The 24621-nt window shown below is 65.9% G+C and carries 33 protein-coding genes and 1 pseudogene; 31 read left to right on the top strand and 3 right to left on the bottom strand.

The genetic code is table 11. The features are described 5' to 3' along the window. Nucleotides 1-47 precede the first annotated feature (47 nt). Nucleotides 48-1637, top strand: coding sequence for an AMP-binding protein (locus AB0362_RS08690; protein WP_366235456.1), 1590 nt, complete (start codon nt 48-50; stop codon nt 1635-1637). 138 nt (nt 1638-1775) lie between these two features. Here AB0362_RS08690 and AB0362_RS08685 read toward each other — a convergent pair whose 3' ends face one another. After that, complete coding sequence (locus AB0362_RS08685; RefSeq protein ID WP_366235632.1) at nt 1776-2057, bottom strand: hypothetical protein; 282 nt, start codon at nt 2055-2057, stop codon at nt 1776-1778. Here AB0362_RS08685 and AB0362_RS08680 point away from each other — a divergent pair. The 6 genes from AB0362_RS08680 to AB0362_RS08655 all read left to right on the top strand — a co-directional run bounded on the left by AB0362_RS08680 (nt 1966) and on the right by AB0362_RS08655 (nt 5918). Continuing rightward, on the top strand, nt 1966-2421 hold the full coding sequence (locus tag AB0362_RS08680; RefSeq protein WP_366235623.1) for a DUF3558 family protein: 456 nt from the start codon (nt 1966-1968) through the stop codon (nt 2419-2421). The two genes, AB0362_RS08685 and AB0362_RS08680, sit on opposite strands and share 92 nt — an antisense overlap. 97 nt (nt 2422-2518) lie before the next feature. Beyond that, nucleotides 2519-2842 carry a hypothetical protein gene (locus AB0362_RS08675; protein WP_366235455.1) on the top strand — a complete coding sequence of 108 codons (324 nt, stop codon included), beginning with the start codon at nt 2519-2521 and terminating at the stop codon, nt 2840-2842. A gap of 187 nt (nt 2843-3029) precedes the next feature. Continuing rightward, entirely contained in the window at nt 3030-3170 is a 141-nt protein-coding gene (locus AB0362_RS08670; protein ID WP_366235454.1) for a hypothetical protein, read from the top strand. After that, complete coding sequence (locus AB0362_RS08665) at nt 3167-3922, top strand: phosphoglyceromutase (protein ID WP_068046501.1); 756 nt, start codon at nt 3167-3169, stop codon at nt 3920-3922. The genes AB0362_RS08670 and AB0362_RS08665 overlap by 4 nt, the downstream gene beginning before the upstream one ends. A 137-nt stretch (nt 3923-4059) precedes the next feature. Then, nucleotides 4060-5232, top strand: coding sequence for an ATP-binding protein (locus AB0362_RS08660; protein WP_317533412.1), 1173 nt, complete (start codon nt 4060-4062; stop codon nt 5230-5232). Continuing rightward, a complete protein-coding gene (locus AB0362_RS08655; RefSeq protein ID WP_032380369.1) occupies nt 5229-5918 on the top strand; it encodes a response regulator transcription factor in 690 nt (229 codons plus the stop codon). Before AB0362_RS08660 ends, AB0362_RS08655 begins: the two co-directional genes overlap by 4 nt. A 67-nt stretch (nt 5919-5985) precedes the next feature. On the opposite strand, the gene AB0362_RS08650 is transcribed toward AB0362_RS08655, so the two are convergent. Beyond that, nucleotides 5986-6738: a hypothetical protein gene (locus tag AB0362_RS08650; RefSeq protein ID WP_179276371.1), complete on the bottom strand. Its 753-nt coding sequence runs from the start codon at nt 6736-6738 to the stop codon at nt 5986-5988. A gap of 113 nt (nt 6739-6851) precedes the next feature. On the opposite strand from AB0362_RS08650, the pseudogene AB0362_RS08645 reads away from it, so the two are divergent. The 10 genes and pseudogenes from AB0362_RS08645 to AB0362_RS08600 form a co-directional block, all read left to right on the top strand. Further along, nucleotides 6852-7091, top strand: a pseudogene (locus AB0362_RS08645) (hypothetical protein); the annotation flags it as partial. Further along, nucleotides 7088-8254, top strand: coding sequence for a hypothetical protein (locus AB0362_RS08640; RefSeq protein ID WP_317533413.1), 1167 nt, complete (start codon nt 7088-7090; stop codon nt 8252-8254). The pseudogene AB0362_RS08645 and the gene AB0362_RS08640, both read left to right, overlap by 4 nt. A gap of 12 nt (nt 8255-8266) precedes the next feature. Beyond that, on the top strand, nt 8267-9109 hold the full coding sequence (locus tag AB0362_RS08635) for a sugar phosphate isomerase/epimerase (protein ID WP_283347893.1): 843 nt from the start codon (nt 8267-8269) through the stop codon (nt 9107-9109). Between the two features lie 22 nt (nt 9110-9131). Beyond that, nucleotides 9132-9989 carry a thioesterase family protein gene (locus tag AB0362_RS08630; RefSeq protein WP_317533414.1) on the top strand — a complete coding sequence of 286 codons (858 nt, stop codon included), beginning with the start codon at nt 9132-9134 and terminating at the stop codon, nt 9987-9989. Nucleotides 9990-10007: 18 nt separating this feature from the next. Continuing rightward, on the top strand, nt 10008-10823 hold the full coding sequence (proC, locus tag AB0362_RS08625; protein ID WP_068282380.1) for a pyrroline-5-carboxylate reductase: 816 nt from the start codon (nt 10008-10010) through the stop codon (nt 10821-10823). 127 nt (nt 10824-10950) lie between these two features. Further along, nucleotides 10951-11187, top strand: coding sequence for a helix-turn-helix domain-containing protein (locus tag AB0362_RS08620; RefSeq protein ID WP_008713658.1), 237 nt, complete (start codon nt 10951-10953; stop codon nt 11185-11187). A 219-nt stretch (nt 11188-11406) separates the two neighbouring features. Continuing rightward, nucleotides 11407-11508 carry an AURKAIP1/COX24 domain-containing protein gene (locus AB0362_RS08615; RefSeq protein ID WP_003402602.1) on the top strand — a complete coding sequence of 34 codons (102 nt, stop codon included), beginning with the start codon at nt 11407-11409 and terminating at the stop codon, nt 11506-11508. A gap of 144 nt (nt 11509-11652) precedes the next feature. After that, entirely contained in the window at nt 11653-12780 is a 1128-nt protein-coding gene (locus AB0362_RS08610) for an NAD-dependent epimerase/dehydratase family protein (protein WP_317533415.1), read from the top strand. Continuing rightward, nucleotides 12777-13826 carry a lysophospholipid acyltransferase family protein gene (locus AB0362_RS08605; RefSeq protein ID WP_317533416.1) on the top strand — a complete coding sequence of 350 codons (1050 nt, stop codon included), beginning with the start codon at nt 12777-12779 and terminating at the stop codon, nt 13824-13826. The genes AB0362_RS08610 and AB0362_RS08605 overlap by 4 nt, the downstream gene beginning before the upstream one ends. Before the next feature lie 22 nt (nt 13827-13848). Then, nucleotides 13849-14337 carry an N-acetyltransferase family protein gene (locus tag AB0362_RS08600; protein WP_317533417.1) on the top strand — a complete coding sequence of 163 codons (489 nt, stop codon included), beginning with the start codon at nt 13849-13851 and terminating at the stop codon, nt 14335-14337. A 19-nt stretch (nt 14338-14356) separates the two neighbouring features. Here AB0362_RS08600 and AB0362_RS08595 read toward each other — a convergent pair whose 3' ends face one another. Further along, nucleotides 14357-15292 (bottom strand): HAD-IB family hydrolase, encoded by a 936-nt coding sequence (locus tag AB0362_RS08595; protein ID WP_068046474.1) that lies wholly within the window; start codon nt 15290-15292, stop codon nt 14357-14359. 206 nt (nt 15293-15498) lie between these two features. Between AB0362_RS08595 and AB0362_RS08590 the strand changes: the two genes are divergently transcribed. The 14 genes from AB0362_RS08590 (at nt 15499) to AB0362_RS08525 (ending at nt 24550) form a co-directional block, all read left to right on the top strand. Further along, on the top strand, nt 15499-15780 hold the full coding sequence (locus AB0362_RS08590) for a glutaredoxin family protein (protein WP_068046471.1): 282 nt from the start codon (nt 15499-15501) through the stop codon (nt 15778-15780). 157 nt (nt 15781-15937) lie between these two features. Next, a complete protein-coding gene (locus AB0362_RS08585; RefSeq protein ID WP_317533418.1) occupies nt 15938-16768 on the top strand; it encodes a redox-sensing transcriptional repressor Rex in 831 nt (276 codons plus the stop codon). Further along, nucleotides 16765-18177 (top strand): glutamyl-tRNA reductase, encoded by a 1413-nt coding sequence (locus AB0362_RS08580; protein ID WP_317533419.1) that lies wholly within the window; start codon nt 16765-16767, stop codon nt 18175-18177. Before AB0362_RS08585 ends, AB0362_RS08580 begins: the two co-directional genes overlap by 4 nt. After that, nucleotides 18174-19151 carry a hydroxymethylbilane synthase gene (gene hemC / locus AB0362_RS08575; protein ID WP_300517569.1) on the top strand — a complete coding sequence of 326 codons (978 nt, stop codon included), beginning with the start codon at nt 18174-18176 and terminating at the stop codon, nt 19149-19151. The genes AB0362_RS08580 and hemC overlap by 4 nt, the downstream gene beginning before the upstream one ends. Further along, the gene (locus tag AB0362_RS08570; RefSeq protein ID WP_156516050.1) at nt 19144-19314 is read left to right on the top strand and encodes a hypothetical protein; all 171 of its coding nucleotides are present in this window, start codon (nt 19144-19146) and stop codon (nt 19312-19314) included. The genes hemC and AB0362_RS08570 overlap by 8 nt, the downstream gene beginning before the upstream one ends. Next, complete coding sequence (locus tag AB0362_RS08565; protein WP_068046447.1) at nt 19311-20873, top strand: bifunctional uroporphyrinogen-III C-methyltransferase/uroporphyrinogen-III synthase; 1563 nt, start codon at nt 19311-19313, stop codon at nt 20871-20873. Before AB0362_RS08570 ends, AB0362_RS08565 begins: the two co-directional genes overlap by 4 nt. Nucleotides 20874-20919: 46 nt before the next feature. Then, the gene (hemB, locus tag AB0362_RS08560; protein WP_317533420.1) at nt 20920-21894 is read left to right on the top strand and encodes a porphobilinogen synthase; all 975 of its coding nucleotides are present in this window, start codon (nt 20920-20922) and stop codon (nt 21892-21894) included. Next, complete coding sequence (locus tag AB0362_RS08555) at nt 21891-22514, top strand: hypothetical protein (protein WP_317533421.1); 624 nt, start codon at nt 21891-21893, stop codon at nt 22512-22514. The genes hemB and AB0362_RS08555 overlap by 4 nt, the downstream gene beginning before the upstream one ends. An 80-nt stretch (nt 22515-22594) precedes the next feature. Continuing rightward, complete coding sequence (locus AB0362_RS08550; RefSeq protein ID WP_317533422.1) at nt 22595-22768, top strand: hypothetical protein; 174 nt, start codon at nt 22595-22597, stop codon at nt 22766-22768. A 70-nt stretch (nt 22769-22838) separates the two neighbouring features. Further along, nucleotides 22839-23279 (top strand): hypothetical protein, encoded by a 441-nt coding sequence (locus AB0362_RS08545; protein WP_317533423.1) that lies wholly within the window; start codon nt 22839-22841, stop codon nt 23277-23279. 13 nt (nt 23280-23292) lie between these two features. Then, nucleotides 23293-23781 carry a hypothetical protein gene (locus AB0362_RS08540; protein WP_317533424.1) on the top strand — a complete coding sequence of 163 codons (489 nt, stop codon included), beginning with the start codon at nt 23293-23295 and terminating at the stop codon, nt 23779-23781. Then, nucleotides 23778-24029: a hypothetical protein gene (locus AB0362_RS08535; RefSeq protein WP_317533425.1), complete on the top strand. Its 252-nt coding sequence runs from the start codon at nt 23778-23780 to the stop codon at nt 24027-24029. The genes AB0362_RS08540 and AB0362_RS08535 overlap by 4 nt, the downstream gene beginning before the upstream one ends. A gap of 16 nt (nt 24030-24045) precedes the next feature. Further along, on the top strand, nt 24046-24327 hold the full coding sequence (locus tag AB0362_RS08530) for a metal-sensitive transcriptional regulator (protein ID WP_032393890.1): 282 nt from the start codon (nt 24046-24048) through the stop codon (nt 24325-24327). 19 nt (nt 24328-24346) lie between these two features. Further along, a complete protein-coding gene (locus AB0362_RS08525; RefSeq protein WP_269595737.1) occupies nt 24347-24550 on the top strand; it encodes a heavy-metal-associated domain-containing protein in 204 nt (67 codons plus the stop codon). Nucleotides 24551-24621 lie beyond the last annotated feature (71 nt).

Genomic DNA, 24621 nt, shown 5'->3' with positions numbered 1-24621 from the left:
ACTGTAGGGTTCGGGCATTGTTGCCGCAGTTTTTTCGAAGGAGAGCCATGAGCTTCCGCAGTCCCTTTCCCGACGTCGAGATTCCCGACCTCAGCGTCTACGACTTCCTGTTCGGATCGATCGCCGAGTCCGACCTCGACAAGCCTGCACTGATCGACGGAACCTCGGGTGACGTCACCACGTACAAGACGCTGATCGGTCAGATCGACGCCATCGCGGGTGCTCTGGCCGCACGTGGACTCGAAGTCGGCGACGTCGTCGGACTCCACTCGCCGAACGTGCCCGCGTTCGCGTCGGTGCTGCACGGCATCCTGCGCGCAGGCGGAACCGCAACGACCATCAACGCGCTGTACACGGCCGAGGACATCGCCAAGCAGCTCACCGGCTCCGGCGCGAAGTTCCTGTTCACCGTCTCCCCGCTGTACTCGCAGGCCAAGGCTGCCGCGGAGAAGGTCGGCCTGGACGCCGATCACGTCATCGTGCTCGACGGTGCAGAGGGCCACCCGAACCTGCGGGACCTGCTCACCCAGGGTGCACCTGCCCCCGAGGTCTCGTTCGATCCGGCGACACACGTCGCAGTGCTGCCGTACTCCTCCGGTACGACGGGTGTGCCGAAGGGCGTCATCCTCACCCACCGCAACCTCGTCGCGAACGTGGCGCAGATGGAACCGCGCGTGGGCATCGACAGCAACGACGCGATCCTGGCGCTGCTGCCGTTCTTCCACATCTACGGCCTGACGGTGCTGCTCAACATCGCCCTCAAGCTGCGCGCGCACCTGGTGACGATGCCGAAGTTCGACCTCGTCGAATTCCTCCGCATCATTCAGGACCAGAAGCTGACGTACCTGTTCATCGCACCGCCGGTGGCCGTCGCGCTCGCCAAGCACCCGTTGATCGATCAGTACGACCTCTCCAGCGTGCACACCATCTTCTCCGGTGCGGCACCGCTGGACGAGGAGCTCGGCAAGGCCGTCGCGAAGCGTCTGAACACGCGGGTGCGTCAGGGCTACGGCATGAGCGAGCTCAGCCCCGTCAGCCACGCCATCCCGTTCGATCGCGACGACATGCCGCTCAGCTCGGTGGGTCAGCCGCTGGCGAACACCGAGAACAAGCTCGTCGACCCGGGCACGCTCGAGGAGATCGAGCTGCCCACAGAGGGATTGAGCAAGCCCGGTGAGCTGTGGGTCAAGGGACCGAACGTGATGGTCGGGTACCTCAACAACCCCACCGCCACCGCCGAAACCCTCGACTCCGACGGTTACCTGCACACCGGTGACATCGCCGTCGTCGATCCCGAGGGCGTCGTCTACATCGTCGACCGCCTCAAGGAACTGATCAAGTACAAGGGCTACCAGGTGCCCCCGGCCGAGCTCGAAGCTCTGCTGCTGACACACGAGGAGATCGCCGACGCCGCCGTCATCGGCGTGCTCGACGACGAGGGCGAAGAAATCCCCAAGGCATTCGTGGTCCGCCAGCAGGGTGCCACCATCGACGAAGAGGGCATCATCGCCTTCGTCGCCGAGCGCGTGTCACCGCACAAGAAGGTACGACGCGTCGAGTTCATCGACATCGTCCCGAAGTCCGCGGCCGGCAAGATTCTGCGCAAGGATCTGCGCGCCGCGGAGGCCGGAAAGTAAGACTCCGATTCACATCGACACCCCGTCCCACACTCAGTGGGGCGGGGTGTTGTTCGTGTGCAGTTGCTGGGGGACCTCACACCCTTTTTGTGGACTGCGCGGCTGTGATCCGAGCCGAGTGTGGGCGCGCGGTTGGCACTAGGTGTGTGAGGTTGCTGGAACCGGGTGGGTGTTCGCCGCGTCCAAGGGGTGGGTGGGTTCGACGAAGGGGAGCGGTGTGAGCGTGACGCGGTGGTGGGTGGCAGGTCTGGTCGGGGTGGTGGCGTCGGTCGCTGGATGTGGCGGGGCGACCGAGGATGCGCCGGTTGCGGAGTCGTCGACGAGCTCGGTGGTTGCGACACCGGTGGCCGACGAGCCGTGGGATCCCTGCGCCATTCCGGACAGTGCCGTCGAGGCTGCGGGGTTGGATGTGGAGAGCAAGAGTACGAATCTGTTCGGAGACGCGCCGCTGTCCGACGATTGGATGACCTGTATCTGGACGGATCCTGACCCCGGGTCGTGGTATTTCCTGGGAGTGTTCTCCTCTCACCACGACCTCGCTTATCTGCAGGCGAACGAGCAGTTCGGTGACTTCTCGGCACCCAATAGTGCTGGTGCTGTGCAGTTTCGGCGAACTGCGAGTTACGACGAGGTCAGCTGTGGTGTCGCGTACGAGGTGGTTGGGGGAATCGTGTACTTCATTCTCGACGGTAGGGCCGGGCGCGAGCCTCGGAGCGAACCGTGTTCGGAGATCGGTCGAGTCACGGAAGCTTTGCAGACCAACCTGCCGGCGCGGGCACGGTAGATCGAAAGGTATAGGTTCGATGGCATCTGGAAACGGCGATCTATTCGAGTCGATGCAGTATTGGAAGAACCTCTCGGAACGTGCAGAGGCAGGGTTGATGGAGATCCCGGAGAACGTTGCTGCCCAGTGTGATCAGGTCTGCGCTGAATACATCGACCATCTTGCTGAAATGCTGGGGAAGACCAAATTTCTCGTGGATCTCGAAGCCTTCGGCACGCTTCCGTCAGCCCAACAGCTGGGTCGCAAGTTCAAACGACTTGCCGATGGGGAAGAAAGGTCGGCGGCTGTGGCGATCAGGCAACACATCGAGGTCGTTCAATTGATGCGATCGGTGTTTCGACGCTATTTCGTCGAGACCGAACAAGTCGATCGGAGTGTGGGAGCTCGGATCGGCGATATCGGGTCGGGTCTGGGCGGATAGCCCGCAACCTCACACCCTTTCTGCACACCTCACACCGCTGATTCGACGTGAACCCCGGCGCGCGGTCGGCAAAAAGGGTGTGAGGTCCCGCGATTCCCGCGACCCCCGCAGCGAAGCGTCGAACATTGTCTGAAATGTCCGTATTGGGAACTCTCACAACACAATCGAGGCAACATTCGCGAATCGCATGACCTGGTCTGCGATCGTGTTGTTCGACCCCGTCATCCCCATTCCGATCACCCTCACCGCCGTCGTGATGATCGTCGTCGTCGCGGTCCTGGTCGCACGCGGGCCAACGCGAGTGGAACATGAGAAACTGACCACATGAGTATCGGAACCCTGATTCTGCTTCGTCACGGCGAGAGCGAATGGAATGCGTCCAACCAGTTCACCGGTTGGGTGGACGTGCGACTGACCGAGAAGGGCGAGGCCGAGGGCAAGCGTGCCGGTCAGCTCCTCGCCGAGGCAGGCATCCTGCCCGACCTGCTATACACCTCGTTGCTGCGCCGCGCGATCAGCACCGCCAACCTCGCACTCGACGCCGCCGACCGGCACTGGATTCCCGTCGTCCGCGACTGGCGTCTCAACGAACGGCACTACGGCGCACTGCAGGGACTGAACAAGGCCGAGACCAAGGACAAGTACGGCAACGAGCAGTTCATGCTGTGGCGTCGTAGCTACGACACCCCGCCGCCGCCCATCGAGATCGGCAGCGAGCACAGCCAGGACGCCGATCCGCGCTACGCGGACCTTGACAGCGTTCCGCTGACCGAATGCCTCGCAGACGTCGTCGAGCGCCTGATCCCGTACTTCGAGGAGACGATCGTCGCCGATCTGAAGGCCGGCAAGAACGTCCTCGTCGCCGCGCACGGCAACTCGCTGCGCGCTCTCGTGAAGTACCTCGACGAGATCTCCGACGCCGATATCGCCGAGCTCAACATCCCCACCGGCATTCCGCTGAAGTACGACCTCACCGAGGTAGACGGCAAGCTCAAGCCCACCAACCCGGGCGGCACCTACCTCGACCCCGAAGCAGCGGCTGCAGGTGCAGCTGCCGTGGCAAACCAGGGCGGTAAGTAGCTCCACCACGCCCAAACCGACGTTTTGTCGTAACTGCAGGTGAACGATCGAAGAACACTGCCGACGGGGACTATGACGACCAGGGAAATGCCTGCACCCTGCGTATGTGAGCTGTCCATCGAACGTACGATTCCGGTGTGAGTGTTGCATCGGCCGTACTACTGGCTATCGCCGCGGCCTTCGTGGGATACCTCGTCGGCGGTGTTCTGATCCCGTACCTCAACACTCGACACTCGGAGCGCCGCCGAGCTACGTCCGGCCTGACGATGTCGCAGGTACTGGACCTGATCGTTCTCGCATCGGAGAGCGGCATCGCCGTCGTCGATCAGTTTCACGACGTCGTCCTGTCGAATCCGCGAGCCGAGGAGCTCGGGCTGGTGCGTAACCGTCTGATCGACGACCGGGCGTGGGATGCCGCGCTCAAGGTCCTCGCCGACGGCAACCCCGTCGAAGTGGACCTCAGCTCGAAGAACCCGAGAACCGGCCGCGACAAGATCGCCGTCCGCTGCGTAGCCCGGTTGCTCAGCAAGGAAGACAAACGCTTCGTCGTGCTGTTCGCCGACGACGATTCCGAGCAGGTCCGGATGGAGGCGACGCGTCGGGACTTCGTGGCCAACGTCAGCCACGAACTCAAGACTCCCGTCGGCGCGATGAGCCTGCTGGCCGAGGCGCTGCTCGAATCCGCAGACGACCCGGACTCGGTGAGGCACTTCGGCGGCAAGGTCGTCGCCGAATCCAAACGGCTCGGCAACATGGTGACCGAACTGATCGCACTGTCCCGCCTGCAGGGTGCCGAGAAGCTACCCGACCTCGAGGTCGTCGATGTCGACACCGTCGTCAACGAGGCGATGGATCGATCCAAGCTCGCCGCCGAGAACGCCGGAATCTCCGTCACCACCGACCATCCGAGCGGCCTCGAAGTTCTCGGCGACCAAGCGCTGCTGGTGACGGCCCTGGCCAACCTCATCCAGAACGCCATCGCCTACTCCTCCGACGGTGCACCGGTGTCGGTGAGCCGAGCCCTGCGCGGAGACAACGTGGCGTTCGCCGTCACCGACCGCGGCATCGGCATCGCCAAGGAAGACCAGGAACGCGTCTTCGAGAGATTCTTCCGCGTCGACAAAGCTCGGTCGCGGGCAACCGGCGGCACAGGTCTGGGCCTGGCCATCGCCAAACACGTCGCAGCCAACCACAACGGCAGCATCTCGCTGTGGAGCAAGCTGGGCACCGGATCCACCTTCACCCTCCAGATCCCTGCGTACTTCGAAGAAGAAGACGACGCTTCGGTTACAGAAAGAGAGAATCAGTGACCAACGTTCTGATCGTGGAAGACGAAGAGTCGTTGGCCGATCCATTGGCCTTCCTGCTCCGCAAGGAAGGCTTCGAGGCCACGGTCGTCGGAGACGGACCGTCGGCACTCGCGGAATTCGATCGCGCAGGAGCAGACATCGTGTTGCTCGACCTCATGCTCCCCGGCATGAGCGGAACCGACGTGTGCAAGCAACTGCGTTCGCGCTCAGGCGTTCCCGTGATCATGGTGACCGCACGTGACAGTGAGATCGACAAGGTCGTCGGACTCGAACTCGGTGCCGACGACTACGTCACCAAGCCGTACTCGGCACGCGAACTCATCGCCCGCATCCGTGCAGTTCTGCGGCGCGGCTCCGACGCCGAGGTCGACGGTGGAGTCGATACCGGAGTGCTCGAAGCCGGACCGGTGCGCATGGACGTCGAACGCCACGTGGTGATGGTCGGATCCGAGCAGATCACGTTGCCGCTCAAGGAATTCGATCTGCTCGAGTACCTGCTGCGCAACTCCGGTCGAGTGCTGACCCGCGGACAGTTGATCGACCGCGTGTGGGGAGCCGACTACGTGGGCGACACCAAGACCCTCGACGTGCACGTCAAGCGACTGCGCTCGAAGATCGAAGCGGACCCGGCCAAGCCGGAACACCTCGTCACCGTGCGCGGACTGGGCTACAAACTCGAGGGGTAGTGCGCTGCGCGCAGTGGCGCGGTTAAGTGCCCTCTGCGGCACTCAACCACGCCACTGCCGGAGGCACTTATCGGCGCTGCGCCTCACGAGTGGCGGGATGCACCGCGATCAGACCCAGACCGCGGCGACGCTTGCACAGCGATGCCAGTTCGTCGTACGCCGCCTTGCCGAGTAGCTCGGTCAATTCCGGCTTGTACGACTCGAACACCTGCTTCGAGCCGACGTGCGCATCGGGCGAGCCCGAGCAATACCAGTGCAGATCGAGACCGCCTTCGCCCCAGCCGCGTCGGTCGTACTCACCGATCGTGGTCTTGAGAATCTCCGAGCCGTCCGGCCGCGTCACCCAGTCCTGGGTACGTCGGATCGGCAGCTGCCAGCACACGTCGGGCTTGACCTCGAGCGGCTCGATGCCCTTGCGGAGCGCCATCGAGTGCAGGGCGCACCCGATTCCGCCCTCGAACCCGGGACGGTTCTGGAAGATGCAGGCACCCTTGTAGCGCCGCGTCCGCAGCGACTGCTCGTCGTCGAGATCGTCGTATTCGACGTATCCCTTCTTGCCCAGACCCTTGTCCATGAGCTGCCAGTCCTGCGGAGTGAGCAACTTCACGGACTCGTCGAGCTTGCGTTTGTCGTCCTCGTCGGACAGGAACGCGCCGTGGGAGCAACAACCGTCGTCGGGGCGGCCCTCGACGGTTCCCTGACAGGCCGGAGTTCCGAACACGCAGGTCCAGTTGGACAACAACCACGTCAGATCCGCAGCGATGAGGTGTTCCGAATTGTCGGGGTCGGGAAACTCGACCCATTCTCGCGGGAAATCCATCTCGACCTCTGCAGCGAACGACTGCTGCTCACGACCTGCTGTCACAAACGTCGACGGTAGACCCAGTACCGTGGGCATGTGCGAATAGGGGTGCTCGACGCCGTAACGGACGCGGCTCGAGGCGACTCGTAGCGTTCGTAACGCGGATCGTTGTGGCCGACCGTGCAGAATTGGAAGGTGTCAGCGCCGACAGGTCGCCACCACTGGTGGCCGGGGCTCTGGTAGCGGAGGCGAGCATGCGGGCATCGACAGCGGAGTCACCCGAGATATGCCCGTGGGCGCTGAAGGAAGGTTTGATGTTGAGGAAGCTGGACCCCGAAACCGACGGCGATCCGGTGGTGAGCTCGAGATGAGCGACACCAACCCGGAGGACACCGGACAGATCTCGGTTGCCGAGCTGCTGGCTCGAAACGGTCAGAAGACGAACCTGAGCGCAGGCGGTCGCCGTCGCCGCGGCGTCAAGGGCGGCATCTCCGTCGCCGAGCTGACCGGTGAGATCCCCGTCGTACGCGACGAGCCCGGTAACCGCAGCGCCCCGGTGGTCGAGTCCCCGGCTCCCGACGCGTCCGGGCCCGAGACGCCCGAGACGCCCGAGGTCGCCCCGGCAGCGCCGCAGAGCAGCGATGCGGCCGAGGACGATGCACCCGCCGCCGTCTCTTCCCGGCCGCAACCGGCCAAGCCGCAGACCACTCGCCCCACCCCGTTCCAACCGGCAGGCAAGCGCGAGAAGCAGCAGCCCGAGCCGGAACTGCTGTCCGGCTCCACCACGGTTGCCGGTGACCTGCTCAACCGCTCGCACGACGACACCGAACGGTCCAAGCGCCCGGCTGCGCCCACGGCACCGGCGTCGGATCGGCTTCCGTACGGATCCACCGCGGCCGAGCAGGGCCGGGCCCGCAAGCCTGTGGGATTCCGAGCCTCGCGGCAGGTCGAGGTGGTCGAGCCGAACACCGACGTCGCTCCGCGTGCTGCGGTCATCGACGTCGACGACCTGGCCAAGACCGCGGTGTCTCCGCGCATTGCGCGCGCCGACGACACGACGGCCGAGTCGGCCGACGAGTCGGCGAAGGTCGATACGTCCGCCGCCACCGAGGTCGTCGATCTCGTGAAGCCGGAGATCGACGACGAACCGAAGACCGCGACCGACGTCGAGGCCGACACCGACACCGAAGACGCACCGGACGCGGAGGCCGACAGCGCTACTGCGGCCTCGCGGACCGACCGCCGGGCAGCGGCCGTCAAGGGCAAGGGCGGTGCCGTCCGGCAATGGCTGGTGCTGATCGGTCAGGCCGTGGTGTCGATCGCCGTCGGCGCGCTGCTGTTCAAGGGCTTCGAGCAACTGTGGGACGTGTTGCCGTGGGTCGCTCTGGTGCTGTCGGTGCTGGTCATCGTCGGGCTCGTCGCGGTGGTGCGGATTCTGCGACGCACCGACGATCTGATCTCGATCGTGATCGCGATCGCGGTCGGTGTCTTCGTCACGCTCGGTCCGCTCGCCTTCCAACTCAGTACCGGCTGAGTCGGCACACCGATGGGCGCGAAGCGAATTCAGGTAGGACTGTCCACGGCCTCGGTCTACCCGCAGAACACCGAGGCGGCGTTCCGATACGCGGCAGAGCTCGGGTACGACGGCATCGAATTGATGGTGTGGGCCGAGTCCGTCAGCCAGGACGTCGACGCGGTGGCCGCGCTCTCGCGGGAGTACTCGATGCCGGTGCAGGCCATCCACGCGCCGTGTCTGCTGATCTCGCAGCGAGTGTGGGGATCCGATCCGGTCACCAAACTCGCACGCTCGGTCGAGGCGGCCGAGAAGCTGGACTCGGCGACGGTCGTGGTGCACCCACCGTTCCGGTGGCAACGCAAGTACAGCGACGGCTTCGCCGATCAGGTCGCCGAACTCGAATCGAACTCGCACGTGGTGGTCGCCGTCGAGAACATGTTCCCCATGCGTGCCGACCGCTTCTTCGGGCGCAAGGAGAAATCCGCGCAGCGACTCGAACGACGCGGTGGTCCGGGCGCGGCACTGTCGGCGTTCTCGCCGTCCTACGACCCGACCGACGTCGGCCACGGGCACTACACCCTCGACCTCTCGCACACGGCCACCGCAGGCTCCGACGCGCTCGAGATGCTCGACCGGATGGGCGAGGGCATCGCGCACCTGCATCTGGCCGACGGCCGGGGCGCATCGGTGGACGAGCACCTGATTCCCGGCCACGGCAGCCAACCGTGCGTGGAGGTGTGCACCGAACTGGTGCGCCGCGGCTTCGAAGGGCAGGCGGTCATCGAGATCAACACACAGAACGCGCGGACGGTCCCCGAGCGTTCCTCGATGCTCGGGCAAGCACTGCAGTTCGCCCGCGCACACCTGTCCTGAGACCGCCGGTAAGTTGTCGGAAATGAGTTCCGCCAGCCCCTTCACCGCCGCCACCACCCTGACCGCGCTCGAGGTCGCCGCCGACACCGCGTCGTTCGCGGGCGCGATCGACTCCACCTGGACCATCGGTCCGAAGGTGCACGGCGGCGTGATGCTCGCCGTCTGCGCGGCAGCAGCGCGCAAGCACATCGTCACGACCGACCCGGACCAGGCCGAGATCCAGCCGCTCGCGGTGAGCGTCAGCTACCTGGCCGCTCCCGATCCCGGCGACGTCGCGCTGACGACGGTGGTACGCAAGCGCGGCCGTCAGGTCTCGCACGTCGACGTCGAACTCACCCAGGCCGGACGCGTTGCCGTGCGGGCGGTGGTGACCCTCGGTCGTCCCGATTCCGAGGAACCCCACCACGAGACGCCCACGTCTCTGGCGTCGATGGCAGCCGAGCCGCCGGCCGAGACCCTCGCGGTGGCGGGCGATCATCCGATGGCGTCGATCGTGCACGTCGCCAAGGGCTGCGAGATGCGGATCGACGCGGCGTCGGCGTCGTTCCTGACCGGCCAGCAGGGCGAGGCGGAGATTCGACTGTGGGTGCGTCCCTTCGCGGGCGACGAGGCCGACCTCGACACCGCAGTGCTGTTCGCACTGATGACCGGAGACATCTCGGCTCCGGTGACCATGAACCGCGGAATGTTCGGTTGGGCTCCGACCGTGCAGTTGACGACCTACCTGCGACGCCGTCCGGCACCGGGGTGGCTGCGGGTGGCGGCGACCAGCACCGTCATCGGCAGCACCTGGTTCGAGGAGGACCACGTGGTGCTGGATTCGACCGGTGCCGTCGTGGTGCAGAGCAGACAGTTGGCGATGGTGCCGCGCTCGAACTGACATGGCAGGCTTGGTCGTATGACGAGAATTGCAGTGATCGGCGGCGGACGGATCGGTGAGGCGTTGATTGCGGGACTCCTCGAGTCCGGCCACGCAGTGCGCGATCTGGTGGTCGCCGAGAAGTCCGAGGCCCGCGCCAAGGAGATCGCCAAGGAATTCGGAGTACTGACCACCACCGTCGGCGACGCATCCGAGGGAGCCGATGTGATCGTGCTGGCGGTCAAGCCGGCCGACGTCGAAGCGGCACTGACCGAGATCACGAAGATCGAACTCGACGGCGATCGCGAACAACTCATCGTCTCGCTGGCCGCAGGCGTTCCCACCGCCAAGTTCGAGCCCAAGCTCCCCGCCGGCTTCCCGGTCGTTCGAGTCATGCCCAACACCCCGATGCTGGTGGGGGAGGGCGTCAGCGTGTTGGCACCGGGCAAGTACGCCCGCGCCGAGCACCTCGAACTCGTGCGGTCGATCCTCTCGGCCGTCGGCAAGGTGGTCGTGGTCAAGGAGAACCAACTCGACGCCGTGACCGCCGTGTCCGGCTCCGGGCCGGCCTACTTCTTCCTCGTGGCCGAGGCCATGATCGACGCCGGAGTGGGCCTGGGATTGAGCCGCGACGTGGCGTCGGCGCTCGTGGTTCAGACGATGGTGGGGTCCGGAGCGATGCTCGATCGCTCCGACGAGAGCGCGAGCGAGCTCCGGTACGCCGTGACTTCTCCCGGCGGAACGACAGCCGCAGCAGTGCGTGAATTGGAGAGAAAGGGCGTCCGAGCAGCGTTTTTCGATGCCCTCGGTGCCGCGAATGCCCGATCCATTGAGATGGGCATCACAGCAGAATAAAAAATCTTTTCCCCACACCCGTCGCAGTAACCCCATCTGTCCCTATAGGCTCGGGGGCAGCACGTGCGTGTCTGTTCGGCAGGAGGGGAAGCCTGCCGCATGAGACGTGCCGGAGGTATGTGGATTGATGGCGTCTATAAACAAGCCGTCCAAGGGTTCGTCCCCGGATGGTCAACCGGCCCTGGCCGGAACGCAGTTCCTCACGGTCGCCGAAGTGGCGACGCTGATGAGGGTTTCGAAAATGACCGTGTACCGGCTGGTGCACGGCGGAGAATTGCCCGCTGTACGAGTGGGTCGATCTTTTCGTGTGCACGCCAAGGCGGTCCACGACTATCTCGAGACCTCGTACTTCGACGCAGGCTAGTAGTGCACGTGGGGCCGGTTTCGTAAGTCCTGGTTCACACCGGTAGGATTGGCGCTCGTCGTGCCAGCCAGCCGGTGTGCAGCCGTGGGCGAGTACGTGGCCCCAGCGCCAGCTCGGTGACCAAGGCTTTTGGCTCGAAGCCCTCAGGGCTTGGTTGTCAGGTAGGCGTACGCAAACGGCGTGCGCGAAAACGCTAGAGAAGAACGTGAGGACACCCGCATGGGTTCAGTGATCAAGAAGCGTCGCAAGCGCATGTCGAAGAAGAAGCACCGCAAGTTGCTTCGTCGTACCCGCGTGCAGCGCAGGAAACTCGGCAAATAAGCCTGCCGTCATCTGCTTCATGGGGAAGCCCGTCACCATCGGTGGCGGGCTTCTTCCGTTCGAAGAACGGGCTTTGCTTCTCACCCGCGCCGAGCCCGGTCGATCCAGTAGGCTTTGCAGCGGAACCGACGTTGGGGGTGCGCAGTGAGTCCGAGCGATCGTGGATCGTCTGCGCCCCGAGTGGTCCTCGTGACCGGAGCGAGCCGATTCCTCGGCGGCTACCTCGTCACCAGACTGGCCCAGAATCCCAACATCGAGCGCGTCATCGCCGTCGATGCAGTCTCGCCAAGCAAGGATCTGTTGCGCCGCATGGGACGCGCGGAATTCGTCCGCGCCGACATTCGTAATCCGCTGATCGGCAAAGTGATTCGCAATGCCGGCGTCGACACCGTCGTGCACGCCGCCACCGTCGCCAAGCCCCCGAAATCCGGCGGCCGCGCGACGATGAAAGACCTCAACGTCATCGGCGCGATGCAGCTGTTCGCGGTCTGCCAGAAGTCACCGACCGTCGAGAGGGTGGTACTGCGTTCGTCGTCCGCGGTGTACGGCTGCAGCGCGAAGGATCCGGTGAAATTCACCGAGGAGATGAGTGCTCGACGCCCCCCGAGCGGTGGGTACGCGCGGGACTCGATCGACATCGAGGGATACGTGCGCGGTCTCGGGCGTCGACGACCGGACATCGCGGTGTCGATCCTGCGCATGGCACCGCTGATCGGTCCACGACTGAACGGCACCATCTCGCGCTACATGACCTCGCCGCTGATTCCCAGCATCGTAGGTCGCGACGCACGCATGCAGTTGCTGCACGAGGAAGACGCTCTGGCTGCGCTCGAGCGCGCGACTCTCGGTGGGTCGGCCGGCACGTTCAACATCGGAGCCGACGGCACGATCATGCTGTCCCAGGCAATTCGTCGAGCCGGCCGCGTTCAGGTGCCGGTACCGTTTCCGCTGTTCAAGAGCGTCGGCCGCGCACTGATGGGCGGCATGATGCGCGAGTTCACCACCGAGCAACTCGACTACTTCCACTTCGGCTGCGGACTGGACACCACCCGTATGCGGTCCGTCCTTGGCTTCGAGCCGCGGTGGACTACGGTTCAGGCATTCGACGACTTCGTCCGAGGCGCAGCGCTGCGGCCGGTCATCAGAACCGAATGGGTGGACAGCGTCGAAGATCGACTGGTCTCGGCCGTCGAGACAGGCGCGTCCACGGCGCGGGCGCTGGCGGCACTGCGTAGTTCGGGAGCGGTGCGTAATTCGGGAGGGGACAGGTGAGCGAAGTGGCCAAAGTGATTCCATTGCACGGCGGCACGTCCGGCCGCTCGGCGCGAGCGGCTGCGGGCTCGCGTGAACGGCACCCCTCCGCCTACGCCGATCCGCGCGAGCCGACGCCGTTGCCGGCCCCGGCTCCTGCCGACGCGTCGGCAGTGACGCCCTCGCTCCCGACTCCGTTGCTGTCGATGATCGACGACACCAAGTCGACGATCGTCGACCAGATCTCCTCGGTCGCCGAGTTCGTTCGCAGGCGGCTGGCCGGTGACTACAGTGTCGACGAGTTCGGCTACGACCCGCACTTCGCCGACGCGGTCTGGCTTCCGTTGCTGCGGCCGTTGTTCGACAAGTGGTTCCGCGTCGAGGTCAAGGGCATCGAGAACATTCCGTCCGACGGCGGCGCGCTCGTCGTCGCCAACCATGCGGGCGTCGTGCCCGTCGATGCGCTGATGGCGTCGGTCGCCGTGCGAGATCACCACCCGGCGCACCGCCCACTGCGAATGTTGGCCGCCGACATGGCATTCGAGATGCCAGGCGTCGGCACGATCGCGCGCAAGGCCGGGCACACGCTGGCGTGCAACCCCGACGCCGAGCGTCTGCTGCGTACCGGCGAGGTCGCCGCCGTGTTCCCGGAGGGGTTCAAGGGCATCGGTAAACCGTTCAGCGAGCGCTACAAGTTGCAGCGATTCGGTCGCGGCGGATTCGTCTCGGCTGCTCTGCGGACGGGTGTGCCGATCATCCCGTGCTCCATCGTGGGCTCGGAAGAGATCTACCCCAAGATCGGCGACATCGCACCACTGGCCCGGTTGATGGGCGTGCCGTACTTTCCGGTGACGCCGTTCTTTCCGCACCTCGGCCCGCTGGGTCTGATCCCGTTGCCGTCCAAGTGGTACATCGAGTTCGGCAAGCCGATCCCCACCGACGGGTACGACTCCACCGCATTCGAGGATCCGATGGTGCTGTTCGAGTTGACCGACCACGTGCGCGAAACAATTCAGCACACGTTGTATCGACTGCTTGCCAAGAGGCGCAACGTCTTCCTGGGTTAGACGCTCGGGTTATCGTGTGGCCGTGCAAATTCGCGACACTTCCGCTGCCGATCTACCCGAGATTCTCGACATCCACAACGATGCGGTCGCCAACACCACCGCCATCTGGGACGAAGAACAGGTCGACCTCGCCGATCGCACGGCCTGGTTCGAGGGGCGGATCGCCGCGGGATACCCGGTACTCACCGCAGAGGTCGACGGCCGGGTGGCCGGATACGCGTCGTACGGGCAGTGGCGGGTCAAGAGCGGCTACCGACACTCGGTGGAACATTCGGTGTACATCCACCGAGACTTCTACCGTCGCGGGCTGGCCAGTGCGCTACTGAGCGAGTTGATCGAGCGAGCGAAAGCGAGCGACATTCACGTGTTGGTGGGATTCATCGAGTCCGAGAACACCACGTCGATCGCTCTGCACGAGAAGTTAGGGTTCGCCACCGTCGGACAGATGCCACAGGTGGGCGTCAAGTTCGGTCGGTGGTTGGACCTGACGCTGATGCAGCTCACTCTCTGATCGCCCGCGGTCGGACGGATCAGGCCTTGCGACGGCCGATCACCGCAGCGAGCCCGCCGCCCACCGCGCCCAACGCCAACGCCGTGGGCACACCGATCTTGGCGGCCTTGCGTCCGGTGCGGTAGTCGCGGATCTCCCAACCCCGGTTCTTGGCCAGCTCACGCAGATCGGTATCGGGGTTGATCGCCACGGCGGTGCCGACCAGCGAGAGCATCGGCACGTCGTTGTGGCTGTCCGAGTACGCGGTGCAGCGCTTGAGATTGAGACCTTCACGCACCGCCAGCGAGCGCACCGCGTGCGCCTTGCCGATGCCGTGCAGGATGTCGCCGACGAGACGGCCGGTGAACACTCCGTCCTTGCTTTCGGCGACGGTTCCGAGCGCGCCGGTCAGGCCGAGACGCTTGGCGATGATCTGGGCCAGTTCGAGGGGAGTGGCCGTCACCAGCCAGACCTGCTGACCGGCGTCGAGGTGCATCTGCGCCAGAGCCCGGGTGCCGGCCCAGATCTTGTCAGCGATCATCTCGTCGTAGATCTCCTCGCCGAGCCGGGTCAGCTCCGAGGTGGGACGGCCGGTGATGAACGAGAGCGCCTTCTCGCGTCCGCTGGCGACATCCTCGCTGTTCTCCTTGCCGCTGACCCTGAATTTGACCTGCTGCCAAGCGAATTGGGCCAGATCACCGCTGGTGAAGTACTTGCGGGCGGCCAACCCTCGAGCGAAGTGAATGATCGACGCGCCCTGCACCATCGTGTTGTCCACGTCGAAGAAGGCGGCAGCAGTCAGATCCCGCGGAACGGCCCCCTCGGACTCGATCTGCAACGCCAGAGCGGCATCGGCACTGGCCTGGCCTGCAACGTTGGCGCGAACCTCGGCGTCGCTCGGACCGAACGGATTGCGGATTCTGCGGATGCGGCGCTTGAACTGCTTGTCCTCGCGCGGATCGTTCGTATCGACCATGTCGATATCGGGCGTGTTCTCGATCGGCAGGTCTGTTCCCCCGTCACTCACTTCTGTCCACCTCCCAGTCGAGTCGCTCGCCGCAAGCCTAGTCGGGGTTGTCCGGACGACAGGCGAAGGGCAGCACTCGACCCCTGTCGTTCGGCCCCACGTGGGACCGGGGACTGTGACCTTCGTCTCCGTTACGGCCGTGTCACAGTGGAGGCATGCAGACGACCCCCACCGGCGTGGCTCTTCTCACCCGTGCAGGCTGCCATTCCTGCACTCACGCGCTCGAGGTCCTGAACGAGGTGTGCCGCGAATTCGACGTGGCAGTGACCGTCGTCGACGTCGACGAGGCGGCAGCGGAATCGCCTGACCTGCGTGCGGAGTACGGGGATCGAGTGCCCGTGGTGCTGCTCGACGGCATCGAACACAGTTACTGGGAGGTAGACGTGCCGCGGTTGCGGGCCGATCTGACCCGGGCAGGGCACCCTAAGAACGTGTGATTGCTCTCGCGTGTGCAGGTGAGGGCCGGTGTGCGCAACTTTGTTCATTCGTTCACAAGCAGTTACCGTGGTGTGAACAGCGTCCGTGAAATAGACACGAACGCAGGATCAGCGTGAAGATCGGCCGTCGTTGCCGTTCGGACGAGGAGCCCCAGACGTGACCGAAGAGCGCCCGTCGCCCAGCGGCGTAGAGCGGGTCATCCCTCAGGCTACGGTCACCCGTCTGGCGACGTACCTGCGGGTCCTCTCGATCCTCGCAGACGAGGGCGTTCTCATCGTCTCCAGTGAAGAACTGGCCACCGCAGCAGGCGTCGGATCGGCGAAACTGCGCAAGGACCTCTCTTTCCTCGGCCCCAACGGCGTCCGCGGAGTCGGCTACGACGTGGCTCGCCTGCGCGCCAAGATCGACAGCGCACTCGGACTCGACCGCGGCCACCGCGTCGTCCTGGCCGGAGTCGGCAACCTCGGGCAGGCGCTGGCCGGCTACGGCGGATTCGCTCGACGCGGCTTCACGATGGTCGGCCTCTTCGACAGCGACCCGGCGCGAGTGGGCACCGACGTCGACGGCCTCACCGTCCGGCACGTCGACGAACTCGTCGTCGCCTGCCGCGAACTCGAAGCGACCATCGGCGTCATCGCCACCCCCGACGAGGCCGTGCACAGCGTCGCCGAGAAGCTCGTCTCCGGTGGCGTCGAATGCATCCTGAGCTTCTCGCCCATGGTTCTCGACGTCCCCGAACACGTCGAGGTGCGGCGCGTCGACCTGGCCGTGGAGATGCAGGTGCTCTCCTTCAACAGCTCCCGCAACGTCTCCGGACCTGCCGATATCGCCGGTCCGGCCATCGTCACCGCGCCCCGACCGCAGCCGGTCTCGCCGCCCCCGCTCACGTCCACGGCACGTCTCGGCCGCAGTCACGGCCCGCGCATCGCCGGCAACCCAAGCCCAGTCAACAGTTCGACAAGAAACGGATCGGTGATTGCACCGTGAGTGTCCTTCTCGTCGGGATTTCGCACCGTAGCGCTCCCGTCGCAGTCCTCGAGCGTGTCGCCATCACGGACACCGATCGCCCGAAACTGACCGACAAGCTGATGGCCAGCGGAAGCATTTCCGAGGTCATGGTGGTATCCACATGCAATCGCGTCGAGATCTACGCCGTCGTGGACGCGTTCCACGGCGCGCTGACCGCCGTCGGCGAAGTTCTCGGTGAGCACTCCGGGCTCGAGGTCGCGGACCTGACCAAGCACGCCTACGTCCGCTACAGCGAGGCCGCCGTCGAGCATCTCTTCGCCGTGGCCAGTGGCCTCGACTCGATGGTCATCGGCGAGCAGCAGATCCTCGGCCAGATCCGCTCGGCGTACGCCGCCTCGGACGGGCAGCAGGCATCGGGCCGGGTGATGCACGAACTGGCTCAGCAGGCCTTGCGCGTGGGAAAGCGCGTGCACAGCGAAACCGGAATCGACGCCGCCGGAGCCTCGGTGGTCTCGGTCGCCCTCGACCGCGCCGCGGACCTGTTCGGCGGTTCCCTCGCGGGCCGCAAGGCCGTCGTCCTCGGGGCCGGTGCGATGGGCGGACTCGCCGTCGCTCACCTGGGCCGCGCCGGCATCGGCAGCCTGACCGTCGTCAACCGCACTCGCGAGCGAGCCGACCACCTGGCCGAGAACGCCGTCTCCAACGGCATCACGGCAACCTCGGTCGCGCTCGAGAACCTGGCCGACGCAGTCGCCGAGGCCGACATCCTCCTCACCTGTACCGGAGCGGTGGGGGCCGTGGTCTCCATCGCCGACGCCCACCTCGCTCTCGCCCGCCGCGGCTCCGATCGACCGTTGGTGATCTGCGACCTCGGTCTGCCGCGCGACGTCGACGCCGCGGTGTCGGGTCTGCCGGGCATCACCGTCTTCGACATGGAGTCCCTGCAGCGTGATCCTGCTGCCGGTGCCGCGGCGAACGACGCGTCGGCGGCTCGCGAGATCGTCTCCAGCGAACTCTCGGGATACCTTGCCGGACAACGACTTGCCGAGGTCACCCCCACTGTCACGGCACTGCGTCAGCGTGCTGCCGAGGTGGTCGAGGGAGAGCTGCTGCGGCTGGAATCGCGGCTGCCCGGGCTCGACTCGCCGCAGCGCGACGAGGTGGCCCGCACCGTGCGCCGCGTCGTCGACAAGCTGCTGCATTCGCCCACCGTGCGGGTCAAGCAGCTCGCCAGTACGCCGGGCGGGGATTCCTACGCCGCTGCGCTGCGTGAGTTGTTCGAGCTGAGCCCCGGCTCGGTCGACGCGGTTGCCATGCCGATGGAGATCGGCTCGCTGGAGCTGGTGGACGATTTCACCGCCAGTCGTACCGATCTGCGCTCGGACTCTTACCCCGGCGAGACCACCGGTCAGGAGCGTGCCGAATGACCGACATCGTCAAGATCGGCACTCGCGGAAGCCTTCTCGCGACCACCCAGGCCGACACCGTTCGGGTGGCCCTCGCGGCAGCCGGAGTCGAGGCGGAACTGGTGATCGTCAAGACCGCGGGCGACCTCTCTGCTGCGCCCGTGCAGACCATCGGCGTCGGTGTCTTCACCGCGGCGCTGCGTGAGGCGCTGGCCGACGGCACCGTCGACATCGCCGTGCACTCGTACAAGGATCTGCCGACTGCGGCCGACGACCGGTTCACCATCGCCGCCATCCCCGCTCGCGAGGACCCGCGCGACGCCCTGGTCGCCCGGGACGGACTGGTACTCGGTGAACTGCCCGCCGACGCGAAGGTCGGCACGTCCGCACCCCGCCGGATCGCTCAATTACGTGCTCTCGGACAGGGATTGAACGTTCTGCCGTTGCGCGGCAACCTCGACACCAGGATCGGCAAGGTCGCGTCGGGTGAGCTCGACGCCGTCATCGTCGCCCGCGCCGGTCTGTCCCGTATCGGCAGGTTGGATGTCGTCACCGAAGCGCTCGACCCGGTGCAGTTGCTTCCGGCACCCGCCCAGGGCGCGCTGGCAGTCGAATGTCGCGTCGAGGACACCGATCTCGTGACCGCGATCGCCACCCTCGACGACGCACACTCACGCGCCGCGGTGGCGGCCGAACGTGGACTGCTCGCCGAACTCGAAGCCGGCTGCACCGCTCCGGTCGGCGCGATCGCAGAGGTCGTCGAATCCATCGACGAGGACGGCCGCATCTTCGACGAACTGTCGTTGCGGGGCTGCGTCGCCGCCATCGACGGCAGCGACACCATCCGCGCGTCGATCGTCGGATCACCCGACCGAGCCGAGGAGCTGGGCCGCGAACTGGCCCGCGAACTGCTCGATCTCGGTGCGCGCGAACTCGTTTCAGTCACCGAACCAGCACAGGCCGGTTCTCAGGTACAGGGTGGATCTCATGTCTAGGGCCATAACGGCACCCGTCCGCGGACGCGCCAAACGCAAGGCGACTCGTCCGGTGGTGCGAAGAGAGTCGATCGCCACCGCTCGACTGATTCCGAAACGGGGCACCGCAACCCCGATAGAACTGCAGTACCCACACAAGACAGCACTGGAGAACAACCGATGAGCCCAGTCCGCAAGAACACCAACGGACGGATCCTGTTCGTGGGATCCGGGCCGGGTGACCCGGCTCTGCTCACGGTCCGGGCACGGGAAGTGCTCGGAGCGGCCGAGCTCGCGTTCACCGATCCCGACGTCGACAAGGGTGTCACCGCCCTCGTCGGTGCCGACGTTCCGCGTGACCCAGAGACGGGTGAGAACGGTGTCGAGGTTCGTCCGGCACTCGGCGAACCGGCCGAGGTCGCCAAAACCCTTCTCGCCGAGGCCAAGAACGGCCACGACGTGGTTCGCCTGGTCTCCGGTGATCCGCTCACGACCGACTCGGTGATCGCCGAGGTCAGCGCCGTCGCTCGCACGCACGTGCCGTTCGAGGTGCTCCCCGGCCTGCCGTCGGGATCAGCCGTCCCCAGCTACGCAGGCATGGCACTCGGCTCGGGTCACACCGAGGCCGACGTCCGCGGCGAGGTCGACTGGGCAGCACTCGCAGCTGCTCCTGGCCCGCTCGTACTGCACGCCACGTCGGGCCACCTGGCCGAAACCGCCAGTGCCCTGGTCGAACACGGCCTCGCGCCGCAGACGCCCGCGGCCATCACCGTCCGCGGCACCACCCGTCAGCAGCGCACCGTCGAGGCCACCCTCGCCACCCTCAACGATGCTGGATCCGAGCTCGTCGGATCACTCGTCGTCACCGTGGGCAAGGTCGTCTCGGGCCGAAACAAGATGTCCTGGTGGGAATCTCGCGCACTGTACGGCTGGACCGTGCTGGTGCCCCGCACCAAGGATCAGGCCGGGGAAATGAGCGATCGCCTCGTCACCCACGGAGCCATCCCCATCGAGGTCCCGACCATCGCCGTCGAGCCCCCGCGCAGCCCGGCCCAGATGGAACGCTCCGTCAAGGGCCTGGTCGACGGCCGCTACCAGTGGGTCGTGTTCACCTCCACCAACGCCGTGCGCGCCGTGTGGGAGAAGTTCGAGGAGTTCGGTCTGGACGCTCGCGCGTTCTCCGGCGTCAAGATCGCGTGTGTCGGTGAGGCAACCGCGGCGAAGGTGCGCTCGTTCGGCATCAACCCCGAACTGGTGCCCTCGGGTGAGCAGAGCTCGCTCGGACTGCTCGAGGACTTCCCGCCGTACGACGAGGTCTTCGACCCGGTCAACCGAGTTCTGTTGCCCCGCGCCGACATCGCCACCGAAACTCTCGCCGAGGGCCTGCGCGAACGGGGCTGGGAGATCGACGACGTCACCGCCTACCGCACCGTCCGGGCAGCACCGCCCCCCGCCGAGACCCGCGAGATGATCAAGACCGGCGGCTTCGACGCAGTGTGCTTCACGTCGAGTTCCACCGTCCGGAACCTGGTCGGCATCGCCGGAAAGCCACACGCCCGCACGCTCGTTGCATGCATCGGACCCAAGACCGCCGAGACGGCCGTCGAATTCGGTCTGCGCGTGGACGTGCAGCCCGAGTCGGCTCAGGTCGGACCGTTGGTCGAGGCACTCGCCGAGCACGCGGCTCGCCTGCGCGCCGAGGGTGCGCTGCCCCCGCCGCGGAAGAAGTCACGTCGGCGCTAGGTCCCACCAGAAGAGCCGAGTAGCACCCGGTCCGTAAGGAGTTCGCTTGTTCCCCACCGACCGTCCCCGACGCCTGCGCCGTACCCCGGCACTGCGTCGACTCGTGGCCGAGACCTCGCTCGAGCCACGGCATCTGGTGCTGCCGATGTTCGTGGCCGACGGCATCGGCGAGCCTCGGGCGATCAGCTCGATGCCGGGGGTGTATCAGCACACGCTGGATTCGCTGAGCGCTGCAGCCGAAGAGGCCGTCGCGGCCGGCGTCGGCGGCGTCATGCTGTTCGGGGTACCGAGGACCGAGGACAAGGACGAGACCGGCTCGGGTGCAACCGACCCGGACGGAATTCTCAATCGGGGTCTGGCGCGGCTGAAGACCGACCTCGGGGATTCGACCGTCATCATGGCCGACACCTGCCTGGACGAGTTCACCTCCCACGGGCACTGCGGAGTCCTGGGGGAGAACGGATCCATCGACAACGACGCCACCCTGCTGCGGTACGTCGACATGGCCGTCGCGCAGGCGGAGTCCGGTGCGCACCTGCTCGGACCCAGCGGAATGATGGACGGGCAGGTCGGTGCCATCCGCGCCGGACTGGACGCAGCCGGACACGTCGAGGTCGGTCAGCTGGCGTACTCGGCGAAGTACGCCTCGGCGTTCTACGGTCCTTTCCGCGAAGCCGTCGGCTCGTCGCTGCAGGGCGATCGCCGGACGTACCAGCAGGACGCAGCCAACCGTCGTGAGGCCACCCACGAAGTAGAGCTCGATCTCGCCGAGGGTGCCGACATGGTGATGGTCAAGCCGGCCATGTCGTATCTCGATATTCTTCGCGACGTCGCCGAGATGTCACCGGTTCCGGTTGCGGCGTACCAGATCTCCGGGGAATATGCCATGATCACCGCCGCCGCTCAGAACGGGTGGATCGACCGCGACGCAGCGGTACTGGAATCGCTCGTCGGCATCCGGCGCGCCGGTGCCGATGTCGTACTGACCTATTGGGCTACCGAAGTGGCGGGCTGGTTGTGAACGAATATCCTCCGAACAACAACCCCGACAGCAACACCCCGGGTAACCAACCGCCGCAGCCGGATTGGCAGCGCTGGGAGATGGAGCACGGGTTCCCGCAGCCAGGACCGGAGCTGGAGCCGACCCCGCGTCCGGCCCCCGTCGACGTCGAGACCGCTCGCCACCTGTGGTGGGGAGTGGCGCTGATCGGAGCGCTCTCGGCACTGTTCTCGGTGTGGACGCTGTTCGGGGCGCGCGAGGAATTTGCGCAGTCCTTGCTCGACGACCTCGCAGCGCAGGACGCGGCCGCCGACATGACGGTGGAGTCCACGCAGTCGATGGTGACGGTGATGCTCGTCGTCACGGTGTTCGTCGTACTCGGTTTCGGGGCGTTGTTCCTGTTCTGGGTCAAGCGGATGCGTGCGGGCAAGATGTGGGCGCGCATGCTGCTCACCGTCATCGGATCGTTCACCGTGTTCACCACGGTCCTGGAACTGTTCTCGATCGCGTCGAGCGCGGGCGCGATGAACATCGTGATGAGTGTGCTCGGCATCGGTCAGGGAGTGCTGGCCGCCGGGGCGATCTACCTGATGCACCGTCGGGAATCCAACGAATACTTCGTCGCTTCGGGAGAGCGATAGTTTCGGGCGTGTTCTCGGCGGCGGTACCGACTGTGTGACTAGCATCACTCTCGATATCTTCTCGAGTGATCGGAACCGACATGGCAGACAACATCCCTGCAGCAGCGAGCATGGCGCAGCCGACCGCAGTACCGGCCGTCGACCGCGAGCCCTGTCCCGCCGAGAGCGGTCGCCCCGGCTGGGCCCTACTGGGGCTGCTGCTCGCCGTCTCGGCCGCCATCGCGATCATGGCGCTGGGAATCTCTGCAGGCTGAGCGCGTCGCGTCGGCGCAGAATTTCTGCCGGCCGGACTCACAGCTCGCCGACGGTGGCAGGATGTCTGGCGTGAGCGCAGACACCGACGCACCGACCGCCCGGCCCCGAGTGGTATCCGCCGCCTACTGGCTGTGGTTGTCCTCGGCGGTGCTGCTGATCGTCCTGTGCATGATCGCCCTGACGCTGCCGGCCGATCAGATCCGCGCATCGTTCACCACCGGCGGTGCGACCGACGAACAGATCGACTCCTTCCTGACGGTGTTCCGCGGACTCGGCGTCATCTTCGGAGTGGTCGGCTTGGCCGTCGGTCTGATGTCGGGCCCCGTCCGCGCCGGAGACCGCAGGTTCCGACGCGCCCTGGTGGCACTGTCCGGAGCCGTGGCGCTGCTGCTGACGTTCGCCGCGCTGGTGTTTCCGTTCGTGCTGCTGGTGATCACCGTTGCGCTGGTGGTCGCAGCCGTTCTGGTCTACCGGCCGTCGGCGCGGGAGTGGTTCGTCCGTGAGCAGTGAGATGAACAGTGACATGAACAGCGAGACTCCCATCGACGAGCCCGTGCTCTTCCACGAGCCCGGTGGTCGGTGGCGCATGCTGGCGTGGGGGCCGGTGTTCTGCCTGGTGGTACTCGCAGTCGAACTCGCATCGGGACCGGTGATCCACTGGTTCGCACTCGCACTGTTCTCGTTGATCCTCCTCGGTCTCACGTACGTCCAGCTGCGCGCCGCGCGGATGCACGTGAGCGTCGAACTCACCACGCGTCGGCTGCGGCAGGGGACCGAGACCGTCGATCTGGACGAGATCGACGACATACTGCCGCCGGCGGAGTACGCCGACGGCGACTACGAGCCGAAGAGGTGGGAGACCGCGCGGGTACTCGGGGAGCTGTCGGGTGTGCCGCGCAAGCGTCACGGCATCGGGCTGCGGCTGGTGGGCGGTGGGCTGGTGCAGGCCTGGGCGAAGGACGACGACGGTCTGCGTGCGGCTCTGGAGACGGCGAAGCGGGAGTACCTGTGAGGAAGTCCCTCGGGTGGGCGGAGCTGGGGCTGGCTCTGCTCGCGGTGATCGGAGCTGTGGCGTGCTGGAATGCGGGCGTGCGCACCACCGAGTTTCCCGCGGTTGCCGACGTGTCCCCGGCATATTCGGGGACGTTCTACTCGGGGTCCTGGATCGCGCTGGCCGCTCTGGTCGTCACGGCGGCCGCACTGTTGATGGTCGACGGCGTCCGTCGGGTCCTCTCGGGACGTGCACCCCATACCGGGTAGGGGTATGGTGGGCGTTATGAGCAGCTACAGCGCCGAGCAGGACGATCTGCTGAAGCGATTGCGCCGAATCGAGGGCCAAGTGGCCGGCATTTCGCGAATGGTCGCAGACGACCGCTATTGCATCGATGTCCTCACCCAGGTGTCTGCGGTGACCAAGGCGCTGCAGTCGGTCTCGTTGAAGCTGCTCGACGCCCACCTCGCAGGATGCGTCGTGGAAGCCGCGAAACACGGCGGACCCGAGGCGGACGCGAAAGTGAAAGAGGCCTCCGAGGCCATCGCGCGCCTGGTTCGTTCCTGACGGAAGAGGGGAAATTCAGATGCAGACGACGTATTCGGTCGAGGGCATGACGTGCGGGCATTGCGCCGCGTCGGTGAAAGAAGAAGTCTCGGAGATCGCAGGAGTCACCGGCGTTGACGTCGATGTGGATTCCGGGGCAGTCGTGGTGAGCAGCGATTCGGCGCTCGATGACGCGACGGTGGACGCCGCGGTCGTCGAAGCCGGGTATCGACTGGTGTCCTGAGCACGATTGCGATCCGTCGGTGGTTCGGAAGTCGCGAAAACGGTGATACCGGAGGAATGGGACTTACCGAA

The sequence above is a fragment of the Rhodococcus sp. NPDC079359 genome (genome assembly GCF_040702585.1).
GTDB lineage: Bacteria > Actinomycetota > Actinomycetes > Mycobacteriales > Mycobacteriaceae > Rhodococcoides.
The sequence above is the reverse complement of the archived record's forward strand: the minus strand, read 5'-3'. Positions and strand labels throughout refer to the sequence as shown.